At 68.3% G+C, this 18,517-nt stretch carries 17 protein-coding genes; 12 read left to right on the top strand and 5 right to left on the bottom strand.

Annotation, left to right across the window (positions count from 1 at the left end):
- The first annotated feature begins 197 nt into the window (after window positions 1-197).
- The 4 genes from ABAZ39_RS04970 (at window position 198) to ABAZ39_RS04955 (ending at window position 3,000) form a co-directional block, all read left to right on the top strand.
- Window positions 198-1,175 carry an alpha/beta fold hydrolase gene (locus ABAZ39_RS04970; RefSeq protein WP_051657803.1) on the top strand — a complete coding sequence of 326 codons (978 nt, stop codon included), beginning with the start codon at window positions 198-200 and terminating at the stop codon, window positions 1,173-1,175.
- A gap of 156 nt (window positions 1,176-1,331) precedes the next feature.
- The gene (locus ABAZ39_RS04965; RefSeq protein WP_237903362.1) at window positions 1,332-1,661 is read left to right on the top strand and encodes a hypothetical protein; all 330 of its coding nucleotides are present in this window, start codon (window positions 1,332-1,334) and stop codon (window positions 1,659-1,661) included.
- Between the two features lie 170 nt (window positions 1,662-1,831).
- On the top strand, window positions 1,832-2,158 hold the full coding sequence (locus ABAZ39_RS04960; protein WP_038527333.1) for a hypothetical protein: 327 nt from the start codon (window positions 1,832-1,834) through the stop codon (window positions 2,156-2,158).
- Window positions 2,159-2,160: 2 nt separating this feature from the next.
- Window positions 2,161-3,000: a class I SAM-dependent methyltransferase gene (locus ABAZ39_RS04955; protein WP_038527331.1), complete on the top strand. Its 840-nt coding sequence runs from the start codon at window positions 2,161-2,163 to the stop codon at window positions 2,998-3,000.
- Between the two features lie 488 nt (window positions 3,001-3,488).
- Here ABAZ39_RS04955 and ABAZ39_RS04950 read toward each other — a convergent pair whose 3' ends face one another.
- The gene (locus ABAZ39_RS04950; RefSeq protein WP_038527328.1) at window positions 3,489-3,839 is read right to left on the bottom strand and encodes a hypothetical protein; all 351 of its coding nucleotides are present in this window, start codon (window positions 3,837-3,839) and stop codon (window positions 3,489-3,491) included.
- Window positions 3,840-3,929: 90 nt separating this feature from the next.
- On the opposite strand from ABAZ39_RS04950, the gene ABAZ39_RS33880 reads away from it, so the two are divergent.
- From ABAZ39_RS33880 to pdeM, 4 genes are all read left to right on the top strand, one after another.
- On the top strand, window positions 3,930-4,289 hold the full coding sequence (locus tag ABAZ39_RS33880) for a helix-turn-helix domain-containing protein (RefSeq protein ID WP_160174800.1): 360 nt from the start codon (window positions 3,930-3,932) through the stop codon (window positions 4,287-4,289).
- Window positions 4,286-4,714: a helix-turn-helix domain-containing protein gene (locus ABAZ39_RS33875; protein ID WP_081862881.1), complete on the top strand. Its 429-nt coding sequence runs from the start codon at window positions 4,286-4,288 to the stop codon at window positions 4,712-4,714. Before ABAZ39_RS33880 ends, ABAZ39_RS33875 begins: the two co-directional genes overlap by 4 nt.
- A gap of 152 nt (window positions 4,715-4,866) precedes the next feature.
- Entirely contained in the window at window positions 4,867-7,335 is a 2,469-nt protein-coding gene (locus tag ABAZ39_RS04945) for a ligase-associated DNA damage response DEXH box helicase (protein ID WP_038527325.1), read from the top strand.
- Window positions 7,335-8,024 (top strand): ligase-associated DNA damage response endonuclease PdeM, encoded by a 690-nt coding sequence (gene pdeM / locus ABAZ39_RS04940; protein WP_038527322.1) that lies wholly within the window; start codon window positions 7,335-7,337, stop codon window positions 8,022-8,024. The genes ABAZ39_RS04945 and pdeM overlap by 1 nt, the downstream gene beginning before the upstream one ends.
- A 104-nt stretch (window positions 8,025-8,128) precedes the next feature.
- On the opposite strand, the gene ABAZ39_RS04935 is transcribed toward pdeM, so the two are convergent.
- Window positions 8,129-8,617 carry a fasciclin domain-containing protein gene (locus ABAZ39_RS04935; protein WP_038527319.1) on the bottom strand — a complete coding sequence of 163 codons (489 nt, stop codon included), beginning with the start codon at window positions 8,615-8,617 and terminating at the stop codon, window positions 8,129-8,131.
- A gap of 267 nt (window positions 8,618-8,884) precedes the next feature.
- Between ABAZ39_RS04935 and ABAZ39_RS04930 the strand changes: the two genes are divergently transcribed.
- The 4 genes from ABAZ39_RS04930 to ABAZ39_RS04915 all read left to right on the top strand — a co-directional run bounded on the left by ABAZ39_RS04930 (window position 8,885) and on the right by ABAZ39_RS04915 (window position 14,284).
- Window positions 8,885-10,342 (top strand): cryptochrome/photolyase family protein, encoded by a 1,458-nt coding sequence (locus ABAZ39_RS04930; RefSeq protein WP_038527317.1) that lies wholly within the window; start codon window positions 8,885-8,887, stop codon window positions 10,340-10,342.
- Window positions 10,343-10,479: 137 nt separating this feature from the next.
- The gene (locus ABAZ39_RS04925) at window positions 10,480-12,513 is read left to right on the top strand and encodes a PhoX family protein (RefSeq protein ID WP_038527314.1); all 2,034 of its coding nucleotides are present in this window, start codon (window positions 10,480-10,482) and stop codon (window positions 12,511-12,513) included.
- Between the two features lie 116 nt (window positions 12,514-12,629).
- Window positions 12,630-13,136: a Fur family transcriptional regulator gene (locus ABAZ39_RS04920; protein WP_038527312.1), complete on the top strand. Its 507-nt coding sequence runs from the start codon at window positions 12,630-12,632 to the stop codon at window positions 13,134-13,136.
- A complete protein-coding gene (locus ABAZ39_RS04915) occupies window positions 13,106-14,284 on the top strand; it encodes a CobW family GTP-binding protein (RefSeq protein ID WP_103038902.1) in 1,179 nt (392 codons plus the stop codon). Before ABAZ39_RS04920 ends, ABAZ39_RS04915 begins: the two co-directional genes overlap by 31 nt.
- Window positions 14,285-14,425: 141 nt before the next feature.
- On the opposite strand, the gene ABAZ39_RS04910 is transcribed toward ABAZ39_RS04915, so the two are convergent.
- The 3 genes from ABAZ39_RS04910 to ABAZ39_RS04900 form a co-directional block, all read right to left on the bottom strand.
- Window positions 14,426-16,009, bottom strand: coding sequence for a hypothetical protein (locus ABAZ39_RS04910; RefSeq protein WP_038527309.1), 1,584 nt, complete (start codon window positions 16,007-16,009; stop codon window positions 14,426-14,428).
- 10 nt (window positions 16,010-16,019) lie between these two features.
- Entirely contained in the window at window positions 16,020-17,048 is a 1,029-nt protein-coding gene (locus ABAZ39_RS32830; protein ID WP_051657802.1) for a glycosyltransferase, read from the bottom strand.
- Window positions 17,049-17,211: 163 nt separating this feature from the next.
- On the bottom strand, window positions 17,212-18,498 hold the full coding sequence (locus ABAZ39_RS04900) for an SLC13 family permease (protein WP_081862879.1): 1,287 nt from the start codon (window positions 18,496-18,498) through the stop codon (window positions 17,212-17,214).
- Window positions 18,499-18,517 lie beyond the last annotated feature (19 nt).

Raw genomic sequence — 18,517 nt, 5'->3', positions numbered from 1 at the left:
CAAGAATGATAAGATTTTAGTTTAATTTGTAGAAACAATGTTGAGACATAGCGGCCCTGCGCACCGGAACCGCCCCATCCACCTCCTGTTGCTCCCCTGACCCTGCAACCCGCCCCTGCAACTCGGAGGAGACCGGCCATGCCGCAGTCCACACGTCATCCCGACACATCGCAAGCGCGCCGCCGGAGGGTCCGCTGATGCGCGGCGGCTTGACTCTCGCGGCCGGTTTGCTGGCCGGCTTGTGGCTGGACACTCGCCGCCGCACCAACCGGGCGGAGCAGGAGCACCCGCCGACCGGCCATTTCATGAGCGTCGGCGGCACCCGCCTGCACTATCTCGACCATGGGCCGAAGCGCGGGTCGAAGGACGGCACGGCGCCCCCCGTGGTGTTCCTGCACGGCAACGGCACCACCGCCGGCGACTGGGCGCTGAGCCTTCTGGACGAGGCGGCCCGGCACCGGCGCTGTATCTGCTTCGACCGGCCCGGCCATGGCTACAGCGAGGCGACGCCGCGGCGCGACGCCGGTCCCGCCGCCCAGGCCGCGCTGCTGCGCGCCGCCACCCGCAAGCTGGGGCTGGAGCGTCCCATCGTCGTCGGCCATTCGCTGGCCGGGGCGGTGGCGCTTGCCTGGGCGCTGGATTTCCCGGAGGAGATCGGCGGTCTGGTCATCCTGTCCGCCTTCACCCATCCGACCCCGCGCCCCGATTTCCTTCCCTTCATGGGACCGGCCATTCCGGCGGCCGGTCCGCTGCTCAGCCACACCGTCCTGCCGCCGCTGGACCGGCTGATCCTGCCGCCGCTGATGCGCCGCATCTTCGAGCCGAACCCCGTGCCGCCCAGCTACAACGAACTGTCTCCCGACCTTCTGCTGCGCCCGACGCAGTTGGAAGCCGCCGCCGATCAACTCGCTGCGCTGATCCCCGGCGTGGCGGCGATGGCGCCGCGCTATTCCGAGATCCGCTGCCCGATGGCGGTCGTCGCGGGACGGGAGGACCGCATCGTCGATCCCCACGCCCACGCGGTACAGCTGCACAACGCGGTGGCCGGATCGACGCTGCATCTGCTGGCGGAAACCGGGCACATGCCGCAGCACGCCCGCCCGGACGCGGTGATGGCCGCCATCGAGCGGGTGGAGCGGGCCATGACCGGCACGTCGGCTCACGCGGAGGCATGAGTCGTCCCTCCTGATTCGGCGACCGGGGATTGCGACTCGAAAAAAGCGACTCGTGGCGACTCGGGTGAGGGATGGTTAACAGTTTGGTTACGATCCGAGCGCTAACCTTTGGCCATATCGCACACTTTCAGCGCCTCAAGGATTACGCCGATGTCCATGGCCGCCGACGTTGACACCATCGAACGCACGTCCATCGTCGCCTACACCCTCCTCAACGAGCTGCACGACGTGCTGGCTCTGCCCAAGGCGCCCGATGACGTGACGCTCGGCATTCTGATGGGGCTGTCCATGTTCATGGACGACAAGGTCGGTCCGATGCGCTCCAAGCGCCTGATGTCGGAGGCGCCGACCATCGTCCTGAAGACCGACGCCCACGTCACGTCGGACCAGATGCAGCGGATCATGCCGGTCCTGCGCGCCTTCGGCGACCATCTGAAGGACATGCGCGCCAAGGCCGCCCGCCCGGTCGACGACACCGTCGCCTGACCGCGGAGCGCACCCCCGGTTTCACGAAAGGCCCGGCCGGCAACGGCTGGGCCTTTTGCCGTTCCGGTGCCCGGCTTGACCCGCCCGGCAATTCATCGGATGCTGAAACCATTGGTTCACCGGAGGGTCGCCGCCGGTGGTCCGGACGCAACGCAGGGGCGGCTTCGGCCATGGAACTGCCAACGGGGGATTGGATCTGGGCTCTGGCCATCGCCGCCCTTCTGACGGGCGCGACGGTCAGCGTTATCGTGCTCGCCGCCGTCGGCTCGATCCGCCGCAGCGTCAACGAGGGCGGCGCCCGCCAATCGCAGCAAATCCGCCGGCTGGCCGAGAACGTCGCCACCCTGAACGCCCAGCAGCAAGCCGCCGAGGGCCGCGTCCAATCCCTGACCGAGGCGAACCGCAAGCTGGCGGAGGAGGTCGCGGCGCTGAACGAGCGGCTGCGCGACGCGGACTCCGTCCCCCGCATCACCGGCAGCGCAAGGCTTCTCCACTGACCATGCCCGACTTGTCCACCTGCCCCATCGACGGCGACGCCGAGCGCGCCCGCTGGACCGCCAGCGCCGACGCCTGGGACCGCTGGGCCGACCCGATGGCCGATCTGGCCGACAAGCTGAACCAACCCCTGCTGGACGCTGCCGGGGTGACGGCGGGCGACCGGGTGCTGGACCTCGCCTCCGGGGCCGGTGAACCGGCGCTGAGCGCCGCGTTGCGGACAGGTCCGGACGGGCTGGTGGTGGGCAGCGACCTCGTGCCCGGAATGATGGCCGGCGCCCGGCGCCGCGCCGCGGGGATCGCCGACGGGCTACGCCCGGCCTTCGCCGCCGCCGACATGACCGCCCTGCCCTTCGCCGCGGCGAGCTTCGACCGGGTGACCTGCCGCTTCGGCATCATGTTCGTCCCCGATGTGGCGGCGGCCCTGGCTGAACTGCGCCGCGTGCTGCGCCCCGGCGGGCGGGCGGCCTTCATGGTCTGGGGGCCGCGCGCCGGCAACGCCCTGTTCGACACGGTGGGCGACGCTGTCGCCACCCAGTTGGGCGAGGACCGCAGCCTGGACCCGCTGTTCCGCTTCGCCGCCCCCGGCCCTCTGGCGGAGGCGATGCACGCCGCCGGCTTCGCCACGGTAAGCGAGACCGACATCACCCCGGTCCGTAAGGCCCCCCAGGGCCAGCCCTTCTGGCGCGCCACGCTGGAGATGAGCTTCGGCCACCGCCTGCACGACCTCACCGCCGGGCAGCGCGCCGACCTGGACGCCGAGGTGACCCGTCGCTTCGACGCGCAGGCCAAGGGCGGCACGATCCCCCTGCCCATCCACGTCCGCATCGTGACCGGCGCCTAATTTCCCTCCCCTGCGAAGCTCTCGCGCAAACCGAGGGTTTGCGCTGACGCGGCAGGCGGACCTTCGGTCCGCCGAGAGCGGGGGAGGGTCAGGGAGGGGGCAAGCCCTCGCACCCCGACGACGCGCCCAAGTGCCGCAGCCATCCCACCGAGCCACATCCCCGGTTGACCACGCCCACGCATTCCTTTGGATGTTGCGTGCCGACGGGCCCTACCCGTCCGGCATCCGAAAGGAGGTGATGCGCTTGAAAAAGTACCTGAAGTGGTTCCGCCGCTTCTGGTTCCGGATGAAGATCGAGTTGGAAGCCGGCTTCAACCAGGACCGCGATCGCTAAGGAACCAATGGGCGGGGTCGGGAAACCGGCTCCGCCTCCAGGAGACCGAAGGCGCATCACCTCCTTGCCTCGTAAAATACCACAGCTCCCGAAGCCGTCAAACGCCGCGAAGGACAGAGGCTCAACCGGCGCTCAGGGTTCGCCAACGCGCCATTCAATGAAGCCTCATCGGGTCGATGGGGCGGTCGCCCATGACCTCCTCCAACGACGACTTCCGGGGCGTTGTGGACGGTGGCGCCTCGTCCTTCCCCGAAACACCCCGCACACGCGGACAGGGCGGGTCCCACACCGTGGCGAGGGCGATCCACGACAGCCCGAGTCCCACCAGGATCACCGAAAACGACACAACGTATGCGTAAGGAAACCTGTCCCCGAGAAAGCTCATGGTCATCTCGTCGAGGCTGGCGATCAGGCCCAGTTGCTTCCGGTACCCCCATGTCCACGGCAGGGTAAGCGGCACCAGCAGTCCACCCCAGATGATGAGCAACACACCGGACAGACGCATGGTACACCCGTTCCGCACTGAATAATTACTTTAAGTTTACAGCGCTTCAGATACATGGTCAACGCTCTTCGCCCGGATGAAAGTCCGGACATGGAACGCACGCAGGAATTCGGGCGGATGCTCCGCACGCTTCGGGAACAACGAAACCTCACGCAAGAAGATCTTGCGGAGTTGATTGACCGTTCCGTTCAGGCAGTTTCAAAAATGGAGCGCGGCTTGACGTTTCCTAAATTGGAAACGCTCATCAACATAAGTGAAAAAATGAGCGTTCCACTGCGCAATCTGCTCATTGCATTCGAACCAAACGCTACGCATGATCCAAATCGGGAGGATTTGGAATTTTCGATTATTAGAGCAACAAAGCGACTGAGCATTCGAGACCTAAGTATACTCGAGAAAATCTCTCTTTCTTTTCCAGATGAAAACGCTCAAACGATATCCCATCCATGAAAGAGATGCAGCAATTCGGGAAAATGCTCCGCGAACTTCGAGAGCAGCGAGGACTTACACAGGAAGACCTTGCAGGATTGATCGAGCGCTCCGTTCAGGCGATTTCAGCGATGGAGCGTGGGCAGAACATGCCGAGATTGGAGACGCTAATTCGCATTAGCGAGAAGCTAGATATTCCATTATGCGATATCGTAAAAATATTTGATACTCGCAACGAAAACAACCAAGAGAAAACCTTGCTGGAAATTACCATAGTCGATGCAGCACGACACCTGAGTCTTCGCGATCTCAAAGTCGTATCAAACATCATAAAGTCATTCCCAAAAGAAAATAAAAAACGATACGATACTGGAATTTTCTTTATCTCTTACCACCTCCCCAAAGGCGCCAACATTGGCCGTTCGCCAGCCCGTTCGACTTTCTGACAATGCTTTCAAATATCATTTCCACGAAGGCAGGAACATAGTGTTTCCAATACGTTGCGTGGTGCAATGCCTGGATTCTCGCTTTCGCAGGAATGACGTGGAACGAAGTTTTCCTCAACCGTGAATACAATTCCTGATTACAGCCAGCGCTCATGCCTGAACTCCCCTCCCCCCTCCTCCCCGCCAACGTCCAGGGCTGGTTCCGGTCGCGGGGCTGGGCGCCGCACCCGCACCAGCTCGCCATGGTCGAGGCGGCGGCGGCCGGGGACAGCGCCCTGCTGATCGCGCCGACCGGCGGCGGCAAGACGCTGGCCGGCTTCCTGCCATCGCTGATCGATCTGGCGGAGCGCCCGCGCGAGGGGCTGCACACGCTCTACATCTCGCCGCTGAAGGCGCTCGCGGTGGACATCCAGCGCAATCTGGAGGAGCCCGTCGCCGAGATGCGGCTGCCCATCCGCACCGAAACCCGCACCGGCGACACGCCCGAATCCAAGCGGCGGCGGCAGCGGGCCAACCCGCCGCACATCCTGATGACCACGCCGGAAAGTCTGGCGCTGATGATCGCCTACGCCGACGCGGCGACGATCTTCCGGCACCTGCGCTGCGTCATCATCGACGAGTTGCACGCGCTGGCCGGGACCAAGCGCGGCGACCTGCTGGCGCTGGGGCTGGCGCGGCTGTCCCGGCTGGCGCCGCAGGCCCGGCGGGTCGGGCTGTCGGCCACCGTGGCGGAGCCGGCGCAGCTGCTCGCCTGGCTGTCCAAGACCGGACACGCGGATGGCGGCGACGTGCGGCTGGTCACCGGGCGGGCCGGCGCCTCCGCCGAGGTGGACATCCTGACGACGCGCGAGCGGCTGCCCTGGTCCGGCCGCATGGCCATGCACGCGCTGAAGGAGGTGTACCAGCGCATCCGCGCTCACCGCACCACGCTGGTCTTCGTCAACACCCGCGCCCAGGCGGAACTGGTCTTCCAGGAACTCTGGCGCCTCAACGACGACACGCTGCCCATCGCGCTCCATCACGGCTCGCTGGCGGCGGAGCAGCGGCGCAAGGTCGAGGCCGCCATGGCGGCGGGCAAGCTGCGGGCGGTGGTGGCGACCTCCTCGCTCGACCTCGGCATCGACTGGGCGGCGGTCGATCTGGTGGTGCAGATCGGCGCGCCGAAGGGGGCGAGCCGGCTGGTCCAGCGCATCGGCCGCGCCAACCACCGGCTGGACGAGCCGAGCCGCGCCCTGCTCGTCCCCGCCAACCGGTTCGAGGTGCTGGAATGCCGCGCCGCGCTCGACGCCGTGGCGGCCATGAGCCTGGACGGCGAGCGGCCCCGCCCCGGCGGGCTGGACGTGCTGGCCCAGCACATGCTCGGCATGGCCTGCGCGGAACCGTTCCGGCCCGACGACCTGTACGACGAGGTGGTCTGCGCCTCCCCCTACGCCGGGCTGTCGCGGGACGAGTTCGACGACGTGCTGGACTTCGTGGCGACCGGCGGCTACGCGCTCGGCAATTACGAGCGTTTCCATCGGCTGACGCTGCGCGAGGACGGGCGCATGGCGGTGGCCGGGCCGGCGGTGGCGCGGCAGTACCGCATGAACGTCGGCACCATCACGCAGGAGGCCATGCTGCGCGTGCGCCTGAGCCGCGGCCCGGTGCTCGGCGAGGTGGAGGAGCATTTCATCCAGGGCCTCACCCCCGGCGACACCTTCGTCTTCGCCGGCCAATTGCTGAAGTTCCTCGGCATCCGCGAGATGGAGGCGCAGGTCGCCAAGGGGGGCACCGGGGAGCCGAAGGTCCCGGCCTACGCCGGCGGGCGGCTGCCGCTGACCACGGCGCTGGCCGACCGGGTGCGCGCCATGCTGGCCGACCCGGCGCAGTGGCCCGGCCTGCCGGAGGACGTGCAGGAATGGCTGCGGCTCCAGCGCTGGCGTTCCGTCCTGCCGGCGCGCGACGGGCTGCTGGTGGAGAGCTTCCCCAAGGCGGGCAAGCGCTTCCTCGTCGTCTACGCCTTCGAGGGGCGGAACGCGCACCAGACGCTGGGGATGCTGCTGACCCGGCGGATGGAGCGGATGGGCTGCGGCCCGCTCGGCTTCGTCGCCACCGACTATGTGCTGGCGGTGTGGTCGCTGCGAACGCCGAAGGACATGGATGGGCTGTTCGACCAGGACATGCTGGGCGACGACCTGGAAGCCTGGATGGACGAGTCCTCGATGCTGCGGCGGACCTTCCGCAACGTGGCGCTGATCACCGGGGTCATCGACCGCCGCCATCCGGGGCAGGAGAAGTCGGGGCGGCAGGTCACCTTCTCCTCCGACCTGATCTACGACGTGCTGCGCAAGCACGACCCCGGCCATGTGCTGCTGCGCGCCACCCGCGCCGACGCGGCGGGCGGGCTGACCGACGTGCGGCGCCTGTCGGATTTCCTGGTCCGGGTGAAGGGCCGCATTACCCACAAGGACCTCGACCGCATTTCCCCCCTCGCCGTGCCGGTCATCCTGGAGATCGGGCGGGAACGGGTGGACGGTTCCGCCACCGACGAGCTTCTGGAGCAGGCCGCCGCCGATCTGGTGGCCGAGGCGATGCCGGAATTGGATTCGTCCCGTGATGAGCAGGGCCGGCTGACGTTGTGATGACCATGGACACGACGATGACCCTGCGGGGCGCCGCGCTGGCCCCCGATCCCTCCGGCGCGCTGGTCTGGCCGGCGGAGCGGACGCTGGTGGTCGCCGACCTGCATCTGGAGAAGGGCTCCGCCTTCGCGGCGCGCGGGCGGATGCTGCCGCCCTACGACACGCGGGCGACGCTCGGCCGGCTGGCGGAGCTGGTGGAGCGGCTGGCCCCGGAGCGGGTGATCTGCCTTGGCGACAGCTTCCACGACCGCCGGGCGGCGAGCCGCATGGAGGCGGGGGACGTGGTGCGGCTGCGCGACCTGACCGGGCGGGTGGCGGACTGGCTGTGGGTCACCGGCAACCACGATCCGGAACCGCCGGAGGGGTTCGGCGGGCGCATCCTGGACGAGTTGGCGCTCGGCCCGCTGACCTTCCGGCACGAGGCGGTGCCCGGCGCCGTCGGCGAATTGTCGGGGCATCTGCACCCGGTGGCCGCCGTCGTCGTGCCGGGCCGGCGGGTGCGGGAGCGCTGCTTCGCCTTCGACGGGGGAAAGCTGATCCTGCCGGCCTTCGGCGCTTTCGCGGGCGGGCTGAACGTGCTGGACCCGGCGGTGTCCGGCCTGCTGGCGGCGCGGTTCGAGGTGCATCTGCTGGCCCGCGGCAAGGTCCACCGCTTCCCGCGCAGCCGCCTCTCTCCGGACAAGGCTTGACAAGAAAAAGCCCGGAGAGTCGGGGGAACTCTCCGGGCGAGTGGTCCTGCCGGCACTGGCGGTGAAACGTCCGGCAGGAGGGACCTCGATGAAAAGACAGAACGTCAGTTCGGCATCATGACCGTGTCGATCACGTGGATGACGCCGTTGGACGCCATGATGTCGGGCTTCACGACCTTCGCGTTGTCCACCATCACGCCGCCCTTCGTCGCGTCGATGTCCACGGTGGTGCCCTGCACGGTTTTCGGCGATGCCGTCTTGCCGGCGATATCGGCCGAAGTCACCTTGCCCGACACCACATGATAGGTGAGTACGGAGCGGAGCTTCTCGCGGTTCTCCGGCTTCAGAAGATTTTCGACCGTGCCGGCGGGAAGCTTGGCGAAGGCCTCGTCGGTCGGGGCGAAGACGGTGAAGGGACCGCTGCCCTTCAGCGTGTCCGCGAGGCCGGCGGCCTGGACGGCCTGGACCAGCGTCTTGAACTGGCCCGCCGAGACGGCGGTGTCCACGATGTCCGCCGCCTTGGCGGACATGGCGGCGAGGGACAGCGGCAGGGCGACGGTGGCGGCGGTCAGCAGGCGTGACAGGCGGGACATGTGGTTTCCTCCGTTGATGACGTCTCGTTCCTCCCCCGACCGTGGAACCGGCGCCGTCGGCCGCCGTGCCTCCGGCTCCACGTCGTGGCAGCGAAGGCGGAAATAGCGGTGCGGAAATCGCCGTCAATAGGATTTCCCCAGGAAAAATTTTCGCCGCCGTGGTGATCCGGAACAATTGGCGCCGCGTAGCAAGAGCCACTGACCGTGGTCATTGGCTGCGGCGTTTTGGCATGCCCGTTCTTCTGTCCATGTCCTTAAAGTTGGCCGATGACGACCGATCAATCCCCCATCCTCGTCTGGTTCCGCAACGATCTTCGCCTTGCCGACAACCCGGCGCTCAGCGCCGCGGCGGAGGATGGGGCGCCGGTCATCCCGGTCTACATCCGTGAGAAGGACGCCCACGACCCCTGGCTTCCCGGCGCCGCCTCCCGCTGGTGGCTGCATGGCAGCCTGGAGCGGCTGGGCAAGGCGCTGGCTAAGCTCGGCTCGCCCCTGGTGCTGCGCAGCGGCGACCCCGCCGCCGTGCTGGCGGCACTGGCGGAGGAGACCGGCGCCGACACGCTGCTGTGCAACCGCCGCGCCGGCCCGACCGCCATCGCCCGCGACCGCCGGGTGGTCGAACGGCTGAGCGTGCGCGGCGTGACGGTGCACCCCCACAACGCCGCTCTGCTCTTCGAGCCGGGAACCATCCGCACCAAGTCGGACACGCCCTTTCGGGTCTTCACGCCCTTCTGGAAGGCGCTGCTGTCGATGCCGGAACCGCCGCGCCCCACCCGCGCGCCGACCAAGCTGACCCCGCCGGCCAAGCCGGTGTCCAGCGAGTCGCTGAAGGACTGGGATCTGCTGCCCAGCGCGCCGGACTGGGCCGGCGGCCTGCGCGAGCGCTGGGAGCCCGGCGAGGAGGCGGCGCGGGAGCGGTTGGCCGATTTCCTGGAAGGTCCGGTCGCCGCCTACCCGGCGGAGCGCGACCGCCCGGACCATGATGGAACCTCGGCGATGTCGCCGCACCTCGCCTTCGGGGAGATCGGCCCACGGCAGATCTGGCACGCCACCCGCCACGCCGCAGACCAGCGGCATGAGTTGGCAGCCGGCGCCGAAGCCTTCCTGCGGGAACTCGGCTGGCGGGAGTTCAACCACCATCTGTTGCGCGAGGAGCCGGGCATTCCGGACACGCCGCTGGACGCGCGCTTCGCCCGCTTCCCCTGGCGGACGGACAAGGCGGGCCTCCGCGCGTGGCAGCGCGGGCGCACCGGCTATCCCATTGTCGACGCCGGAATGCGGCAGCTTTGGCAGACCGGCTGGATGCACAACCGCGTGCGGATGATCGTCGGTTCCTTCCTCATCAAGGATTTGCTGATTCCCTGGCAGGAGGGCGAGGCGTGGTTCTGGGACACGCTGGTCGACGCCGACATCGGCAACAACGCCGGGAACTGGCAATGGGTGGCCGGCTGCGGCGCCGACGCGGCCCCCTTCTTCCGCGTCTTCAACCCGATCCTCCAGGGCGAGAAGTTCGATCCGGAGGGGGCCTATGTCCGGCGCTATGTGCCGGAACTGGAAAAGCTGTCCAACCGCTGGATCCACAAGCCGTGGGAGGCCCCGGACGAAGTGCTGCGGCAGGCGAATGTGAAGATCGGCAAGGATTACCCGCGGCCGATCGTCGACCACGGCACCGCCCGAGACCGCGCGCTGGCCGCCTTCAACGAGGTCAAGAAAGCCGGCGATTGATCGTTGCGGGATCGTAAAACCCGACCATGCGTTTTCATTCCGCCTTCATGGGAGTGCAAAGAAACCGTCACAGGCCCCCGGTAAGGTGCGCCCGCCCCCACCCAAAATAAATTTGCGGAAAGAGACGAGGCACACCGATGGACACCCATGACCTGCCCCAGAAGGGCACCAAGTATCTGACCTTCGAGGGCCGCGAGGACATCGGCTCCAACCCGTCCGAAAACCCGACCATGGGCGACGTCATCAACGCCCGCCTCGGCCGCCGCGACATGATGCGCGGCATGCTGACCGGTGCGGCGGTCAGCGCCCTGATCGGCCCGGCCGCCCTGCTCTCCCCGACCCGCGCGGCCGAGGCCGCCGTGACCGGCGCCCCGCGCCCGGCCAAGGCCAGCTTCTCCTTCCAGGAAGTGGCTCACGGTGTCGACGCCGACCATCACGTGGCATCCGGCTACGACGCCGACATCCTGATCCGCTGGGGCGACCCGGTGGTCCCCGGCGCGCCGGCCTTCGACCCGATGAACCAGTCGGCCGAGGCGCAGTCGAAGCAGTTCGGCTACAACAACGACTTCGTCGGCTACGCCCCGCTGCCGCTCGGCTCGCAGTCGCCGGACCGCGCCCTGCTCTGCGTGAATCACGAGTACACCGACGAGGAGGTCATGTTCCCCGGCGTCGGCGTGGAGCAGCAGAAGGACAAGTTCGCCCGCATGACCAAGACGCTGGTGGACATCGAGATGGCCGCCCACGGCGGTACCGTCGTCGAGATCCGCAAGGTCAAGGGCAAGTGGGTGACGGTGGCGGACTCCCGCTACAACCGCCGCATCACCGGCGAGACGGCCTGCGCCATCACCGGCCTGGCCGCCGGCCACGCCCTGATGAAGACCAGCTACGACCCGACCGGCACGATGGTCCGCGGCATGCTGAACAACTGTTCCGGCGGCATGACGCCCTGGGGCACCTGGCTGTCGGCGGAAGAGAACTTCAACGGCTACTTCTGGGGCAAGGTCGAGGACACCAACCCGAACGCCAAGGTGCTGAAGCGCTACGGCTTCCCCGGCGAGTGGTACAATTGGGGCGTCCACCACGACCGCTTCGACATCGCCAAGGAGCCGAACGAGTCCAACCGCTTCGGCTGGATCGTCGAGATCGACCCGTACGACCCGACCTCGACCCCGAAGAAGCGAACGGCGCTCGGCCGCTTCAAGCATGAGGCCTGCCAGATCGCGCTCGGCAAGGACGGCACCGTGGTCGCCTACACCGGCGACGACGAGCGCTTCGACTATGTCTATAAGTTCGTCGCGGCCAAGAAGTTTGACCCGAAGAACCGCGCCGCCAACATGGACATCCTGGAGACCGGGACGCTCTACGTGGCGAAGTTCAAGGCCGACGCCTCGGTCGAATGGCTGCCGCTGGTCCACGGCCAGGGCCCGCTGACCGCCGAGAAGGGCTTCCCCGACCAAGCCACCGTCCTGATCAACGCCCGCCTCGCCGCCGACGCGCTGGGCGCCACCAAGATGGACCGCCCGGAGGACATCGAGGTCAACGCGGTGACCGGCAAGGTCTACGTCATCCTCACCAACAACTCCCGCCGCAAGCCGGAGCAGGTGGACGCGACCAACCCGCGCGCCGAGAACAACTGGGGCCACATCGTCGAGATCCTGCCGGAGAACGGCAACCACGCCGCCACCAAGGCGGAGTGGACGATCCTGGTCCGCGGCGGCAACCCGGCGGACGAGAAGGTCGGCGCGCAGTTCCACGCCGACACCTCGGCCAACGGCTGGTTCTCCTGCCCTGACAACGCGGCGGTGGACCACCGCGGCCGCCTGTGGATCACCACCGACCAGGGCGAGAACTGGAAGAAGGCGTCCGGCACCGCCGACGGCGTCTGGGCCGTGGAGACCGAAGGCGACCTGCGCGGCCTGTCCAAGATGTTCTACCGCGTGCCGGTGGGGGCCGAGATGTGCGGCCCCTGCTTCACCACCGACGACAAGACCCTGTTCGTCGCCGTGCAGCACCCGGCCACCGATGGCGTCGACCAGTGGGAAGGCTTCAAGGGCAAGCTCTCCTCCTTCGAGGACCCGGCGACCCGCTGGCCCGACTTCAAGCCCAACATGCCACCGCGCCCGTCGGTGGTCGCCATCACCAAGAAGGACGGCGGCGTGATCGGTCTCTAACCGGTCGGGGAACCGCCCCCAATCGAGCGACACGCCTGAAAGGGCGGCCCCCGCGTCCGGGGCCGCCCTTCTTCTTTGTCTGGTGTCGGCGTCCGGCGATGTAATAAGATAACGCCATGACCACCGATCCCCAACCCACCGCCGGCCCGGCCTCCCGGCATGGGCACGACCACGCGCATTGCATCGCCGACGCGCTGACGCGCGCCGACGCCCTGTGCGCGGAGCGCGGCGCCCGGCTGACCGCGCTGCGCCGGCAGGTGCTGGAGCTGGTCTGGAACAGCCACAAGCCGCGCGGCGCCTACGCCATCCTGGAAGACCTCAGCCAGCGCGAGGGCAAGGCCACCGCCCCGCTGACCGTCTACCGCGCGCTGGAGTTCCTGGTGGAGCACGGGCTGGTCCACCGTATCGAATCGCTGAACGCCTACATCGGCTGCGCGGCGCCGGGGGCCGTCCATTCCGGGCAGTTCCTGGTGTGCGAGACCTGCGGCAACGCCGTGGAGATCGACGATCCGCGCATCCGCGCCGCCATCGGCACGATCGCCGCCGAGCATGGTTTCCAGGTCAGCCGCCCCACCGTCGAGGTGCGCGGCACATGCACCGACTGCCAGGAGAAGACCCCGTGACCGCCGCACCCACCCCCGCCGCCCAACCGGCGCCCCGCCTGCCCGTCTCGGTGCTGACCGGCTTCCTCGGCAGCGGCAAGACCACGCTGCTGCAACGGCTCCTGCACCATCCCGGCATGGCCCGCACCGCCGTGGTCATCAACGAGTTCGGTGAGGTCGGGCTGGACCATCTGCTGGTCGCCAAGGCGTCGGAGAACATGGTGCTGATGGACAGCGGCTGCCTGTGCTGCACCATCCGCGGCGACCTCGTCGACACGCTGCGCGACCTGTTCCTGAAGCGCGTGCGCGGCGACATCCCGGAGTTCGACCGGGTGGTGGTGGAGACCACCGGCCTCGCCGACCCGGCCCCGATCATCCACACGCTGATGAGCGACCCGCTGCTGGCCGCCCGCTTCCGCCTGGACGGGGTCATCAGCACGGTGGACGCGGTGCACGGCGCCAGCCAACTCGACCGCCAGCCGGAGAGCGTGAAGCAGGCCGCCGTCGCCGACCGCATCGTGCTGACCAAGACCGACCTCGCCACGCCCCACACGACGCTCGCCTTGTGCCAGCGCCTGTCGGCGATCAACCCGGCGGCTCCGCAGATTCCCGCCGCCTTCGGCGAGGTCGATCCGGCTCTGCTGTTCGACGCCGGCCTCTACAACCCGGAGACCAAGAGCCCCGACGTGGCGCGCTGGCTCCGGGAAGAGGCGTACCGCGACGAGCAGGCCCATCATCATGATCACGGGCATGACCATGATCATGACCACCATCACCACGAACACGGGCATGGCGACGCCTGCGGTCCCGACTGCGGGCACGATCACCACCACCACGACACCAACCGGCACGACGACCACATCCGCGCCTTCTGCATGGTGGTGGACGAGCCGATCCCGTGGAACAACTTCGTCGACTTCATGGAGGCCCTGATCGCCACCGGCGGGGAGAACCTGCTGCGCATCAAGGGGTTGCTGAACGTGAAGGAAAGCCCACTGCCGGTCGTCGTCCACGGCGTGCAGCACATGTTCCATCCGCCGGTCCAGCTCCAGGAATGGCCCGGCGAGGACCACCGCTCCAAGATCGTCTTCATCACCCGCGACATCGGCGAGGCGGTGATCCAACCGATGTTCGACCAGTTCGTCTGGGGAGCGGAAGGGGCGGCCTGAGGGGCTTTGCCCCCTCCCTAACCCTCCCCCTCCCTTCCGTCGGTGGTACGGGGACGGTCGCCCGCCGGACTGCCGCCGCTTCGCAGAAGGCACCCTCTCCCGCAACGCGGGGGAGGGCCGGGGAGGGGGCAACCGCCCGCCTCACTTCACCTTGTAAAGCTGGAAGTACCGCCCCTCCTGCACCAGCGTCAGATGCTCCGGCACGGGGTTGGCACGACCGGGCTCGCTGAACAGCACATAGACGTAGCCGAAGCGCCGGGGCCAGTCGGCCCAGTAATGGTTGTCGCGCAAGCCCGGCTGGCGCACCGCGTCGGCGACGTAGCCGATGCGCGGCATGTAGGTGAAATCGCCGTCCAGGTCCGCATAGTCCGGCTTCAGCAACAGCACCTGCTTGCCCGGATGCGTGAAGGCGATGGGCACGAGGCTGGAGCGCTCCATCAGCGCCAGCACCGGCGCGTGGTGCAGGCCGAAGGACAGGGCACGGTCGTCGGTGAACTGGGTGGCGCGGAAGATCGACTTGTGCAGCGCCTCGTCGGCGTAGGTGGCGAGCACCGTGCTGCCCGGCTCAATCCGGTGCAGGGACTGGCGCACCTCCTCCAGCAGCGGGTCCACCTTGGCCAGCCCCACCCCGGCGTCGGCGCTGCGCAGCAGCGACAGCGCGACCACCACCGAGAGGAAGGCCGCCCGCATGGCTGAGGTCGCCAACTCCCAGCGCACGAAGCCCAGCGCAACGAAGGCGATGCCGATGGGCAGGCGGCTGTCGGCGAACCAGGAGCCGAACAGGACCAGCGGCATCGCCGCATAGACCACCAGCCCCAGCGCGATGGTGATGGCGCCAACCGGATGGACCCGCAGCGCCCCGCTCCACAGGCCCCAGGCGATGCCCAGCCCGACCGCGATCCCCGTCACATAGCCAACCGTATCGGCATAGCCGCCGAACAAGAAGTCGAAGCCCATCAGCTTCGCCGTGCCGACCCACAGCACCGCGTCGGCGAAGCCCGACGACGGGCTCATCAGCAGCAGCGGCGGCACGATCAGGAAGGGCAGACCGAAGGCCAGCGCGTCCGGCAGCGCCCGCCGCGGTTCGCGCCAGCCACCGCTCCGCCACAGCCGCCAGCCCTCGAAGGCCAGCAGCGTCAGGCCGTAGAGCCCGAGGGCGAACAGGTGCGAGATGAACAGAAGCAGCACGATGCCGAGCGAGGCCAGCCCGCGCTGCCAGGGCGCGCGCTCCCGCATGACGATCCAGCCGGCGATTCCCCACAGCGCCAGCCCCAGCCCGAACAGGTAATTGAACAGGCCCATGTAGGTGGACAGCGTGTAGAGGAACAGCCCGGCGGCCAGCGGCCCCAACTCCACCCGGCCCCAGACGGCACGGTAAAGCGCGATGGAGCCGGTCACCAGAACCAGATAGCTGGCGGTGACGAAAAGCCGGCTCGCCGTGTGCACGCCGATCAGCTTGGCCAGAGGCGGCACGACGATGTCCATCACCAGATTGGGGATGATCGCCCAGCGCACCATGTAGAATTGCGCCAGCGCCGGGTCCTGGTCGAGATCGGCCAGGGCGTACATGCGGGTGACGTGGTTGACGTAGTCGCCCAGCGCCGGAATCTCGAACATCCAGACGGGGACCGAAGCCGCCACCAGGATCAGCAGGGCGGCGGGCCAGACATACACGGACTCGGTACGCGACGCCGCCCGCCCGTCGAGGGTGAAATCCCTGAACATGCGGCCCCCCTCAGACGCTTTTCGGGAAGGACTGGGGCGGAGCGCCAGAGGCGGCTACAGGAGCCGCCGCCGTGGGGGATGCCTGCAGGTCCTGCGGATAGCGGTTCTGCAGGCCGGCCCGGTAATGGGTCCAGAAGCCGCGCAGCCCCTTCACGTCGGCGCGCCGGTGCAGCAGGTAATAGAGCGTGTACTTGACCATCATGCGGGCGATGGACTTGCGCTCGTAGGTGGCATGGATGTAGCCCATGTTGCGGAAGAAATAGGGGGCGCGGTTCTCCGGCATCTCCTCGATCGTGCCGAGAAAGCCGCCGACCAGCGGACGCTGGGTGCGGCGGTTGCGCGGGTGGACGTGCAGGGCGTGCACCGCCGTCCCGTCGCGCAGCCCGGCCCGGCGCGCGCGCAGGGTGAACTCCCACTCGTCGCCCCAGATGAACATCTCGCGCTTGATGTTGCCGATCCGCTCGAACACGCGGCGGCGCAGCAGGGTCCCGTTGAACAGCGCGATGGCGCCCGGCACGATGCCGTCCTGCGCCGCGGCGGCGAAGGCGTCGGCCTTGGTGAAGCCCTGCATGGTGAAGGCCAGGTCGCCGCGGTCCTCCGCCGCGACCACGGTCGGCCCAACGAGGTCGAGGTCGTGCCGCTCGCCCTGGCGCAGCAGTTCAGCCAGCGCGCCCGGCGCCGGGATGCCGTCGTCGTCGGTGCTCCAGATCCAGCGGGCGCCCAGTTCCAGCGCCGTGGCGAAGGCGGTGTGGTAAGCGCCGGCGGAGCCGATGTTGGCCTGCCGGACCACCAGAAGCTCCGGCATCACGGCCCGCTGCTCGGCCAGCCATTCCGCGGTGCCGTCACTGGAGCCGTTGTCCACCACGACGATGCGGTCGGGCCGCGGCTCCTGCCCATGGATGGCCGCCAGACAAGTCTTCAGCAGGGCCAGACGGTTGTGGGTGACCACCACCGCGATGACCGGCGTCTCCCAGGGCGTTTCCCGAGGCCGTTCCTGGGCTCCGGTGTCCAGCGTCCGGGGCGTCTGGGCTTCTGACATGCGGTTTCCGTCCTTCGTCTGTGCTTCGGGCGTCTGAGCTTCGGGCATCGGTGCCTTGGGGCTGCCTTGAACAGGCCACCCCAAGTTTTTTGCTTTGCGAAGAGAGGGCAATGCCCCGGACGGAGAGGGGCGGCACCATTCGCATAGCCCATAAGGAGAAAAATCAGCTCAGACGCATCCAGCCGGTGCTCCACAACCACATAACGGCGAATCCCATCGACAAAAGGGTCATCGGGATGCCGCAACGGGCGTGCTCCACAAAGCCGAGCCGGACGCCGGAGGCCGCCGCCCGCTCCACCACGATGATGTTGGCGAGGCTGCCGGGGATCAGCAGGTTGCCGGCCAGCGTGGACAGGATCGCCAGCCCGTAGAGAGCCCCCTCCGGCGGCGACGGCCAGGCGGCGAGCAGCAGGATCACCGCCGGCACGTTGCCGATGCTGTTGCTGGCGGCCAGGGCGAGCGGGGTCATCACCGCCAGCCGGTCGGGCAGCCAGCCGGCGGCCTCCAGCCCCGACACGAACTCGGCGGGCAGGCCGGTCAGCTTCAGCGCGTGGTTGATGGCGAACAGCGCCGCGAAGAGGACCAGCAGGTGCCAGTCCACCATGCCCAGCATCCCGCGCGAGGCCAGCCGCCGGCTGATCAGCATCGCCCCGGCGACCAGCAGCACGCCGATCTCGTGCGGCAGGTCGGTGGTGAACAGGCCGAGAAGCACCAGGGTCGCCACCACCGCCTTGCCGAGCTGCGCCCGGTCGAGCGTCACCGGCTCCGCCCCGCCCTCCCCGGTCGCCCCGCTGCCCGCCGCGCCGTCATCCGGCTCGCCGAAGCGGCCCCGCCAGGCGAGCCACACCACGACATACACCACCACGAGGCCGACCAGCGCCGGCACCCCGCAGACCGCCAGGAAGCGCCAGAAATCCAGATGCCCCATCTGGCCGATCAGGATGTTCTGCGGGTTGCCGATCACCGTCGCCGCCGAGCCGGCGTTCGCCGCTCCGGCCAGACCGATCAGGTAGGGCCGCGGGTCCAGCCGGCGCGCCAGCAGTCCGACGCAGAGCATCGGCGTCATGGCGAAGACCACCACGTCGTTGGCGAGGATCGCCGACAAGCCGCCGCCCACCGCCACCGTCACCGCCAGCAGCCGGGCCGGGGAACGCGCCGCCTGCGCCACCCGCAGGGCGCACCAGTCGTAAAAGCCGCTGGCCGCGTATTGGGCGGACAGCACCATCAGCCCGAACAGGATGAACAGGGTCGGGAAGTCGATGGCCTCGGTCACCTGCCCCGATTCCAGCGCCCCGATGGCGAGCAGAAGGATGGCCGCGACCAGGGCGATGCCGGTGCGGTCGATGCGCAGTCCGGGGAAGCGCCCCAGCGCCATGCCGACATAGGTGAGGACGAACAGCGCGACGACCGTCAGCGTCATGGGCGGGACGGCCAGGAAGGAAATGGGCATGGATGGGGGTTCGCTGCGG

Origin of the sequence: Azospirillum argentinense (assembly GCF_000632475.1) — a bacterium.
GTDB classification, from domain to species: domain Bacteria; phylum Pseudomonadota; class Alphaproteobacteria; order Azospirillales; family Azospirillaceae; genus Azospirillum; species Azospirillum baldaniorum.
The sequence above is the reverse complement of the archived record's forward strand: the minus strand, read 5'-3'. Positions and strand labels throughout refer to the sequence as shown.

What these genes read in the sequence shown, in the direction of transcription:
- ABAZ39_RS04970 (WP_051657803.1), top strand. Translation starts at nt 198, where the DNA reads ATGCGCGGCGGCTTGACTCTCGCGGCCGGTTTGCTGGCCGGCTTGTGG.
- ABAZ39_RS04965 (WP_237903362.1), top strand. Translation starts at nt 1,332, where the DNA reads ATGGCCGCCGACGTTGACACCATCGAACGCACGTCCATCGTCGCCTAC.
- ABAZ39_RS04960 (WP_038527333.1), top strand. Translation starts at nt 1,832, where the DNA reads ATGGAACTGCCAACGGGGGATTGGATCTGGGCTCTGGCCATCGCCGCC.
- ABAZ39_RS04955 (WP_038527331.1), top strand. Translation starts at nt 2,161, where the DNA reads ATGCCCGACTTGTCCACCTGCCCCATCGACGGCGACGCCGAGCGCGCC.
- ABAZ39_RS04950 (WP_038527328.1), bottom strand. Translation starts at nt 3,839, where the DNA reads ATGCGTCTGTCCGGTGTGTTGCTCATCATCTGGGGTGGACTGCTGGTG.
- ABAZ39_RS33880 (WP_160174800.1), top strand. Translation starts at nt 3,930, where the DNA reads ATGGAACGCACGCAGGAATTCGGGCGGATGCTCCGCACGCTTCGGGAA.
- ABAZ39_RS33875 (WP_081862881.1), top strand. Translation starts at nt 4,286, where the DNA reads ATGAAAGAGATGCAGCAATTCGGGAAAATGCTCCGCGAACTTCGAGAG.
- ABAZ39_RS04945 (WP_038527325.1), top strand. Translation starts at nt 4,867, where the DNA reads ATGCCTGAACTCCCCTCCCCCCTCCTCCCCGCCAACGTCCAGGGCTGG.
- pdeM (WP_038527322.1), top strand. Translation starts at nt 7,335, where the DNA reads ATGACCATGGACACGACGATGACCCTGCGGGGCGCCGCGCTGGCCCCC.
- ABAZ39_RS04935 (WP_038527319.1), bottom strand. Translation starts at nt 8,617, where the DNA reads ATGTCCCGCCTGTCACGCCTGCTGACCGCCGCCACCGTCGCCCTGCCG.
- ABAZ39_RS04930 (WP_038527317.1), top strand. Translation starts at nt 8,885, where the DNA reads ATGACGACCGATCAATCCCCCATCCTCGTCTGGTTCCGCAACGATCTT.
- ABAZ39_RS04925 (WP_038527314.1), top strand. Translation starts at nt 10,480, where the DNA reads ATGGACACCCATGACCTGCCCCAGAAGGGCACCAAGTATCTGACCTTC.
- ABAZ39_RS04920 (WP_038527312.1), top strand. Translation starts at nt 12,630, where the DNA reads ATGACCACCGATCCCCAACCCACCGCCGGCCCGGCCTCCCGGCATGGG.
- ABAZ39_RS04915 (WP_103038902.1), top strand. Translation starts at nt 13,106, where the DNA reads ATGCACCGACTGCCAGGAGAAGACCCCGTGACCGCCGCACCCACCCCC.
- ABAZ39_RS04910 (WP_038527309.1), bottom strand. Translation starts at nt 16,009, where the DNA reads ATGTTCAGGGATTTCACCCTCGACGGGCGGGCGGCGTCGCGTACCGAG.
- ABAZ39_RS32830 (WP_051657802.1), bottom strand. Translation starts at nt 17,048, where the DNA reads ATGTCAGAAGCCCAGACGCCCCGGACGCTGGACACCGGAGCCCAGGAA.
- ABAZ39_RS04900 (WP_081862879.1), bottom strand. Translation starts at nt 18,498, where the DNA reads ATGCCCATTTCCTTCCTGGCCGTCCCGCCCATGACGCTGACGGTCGTC.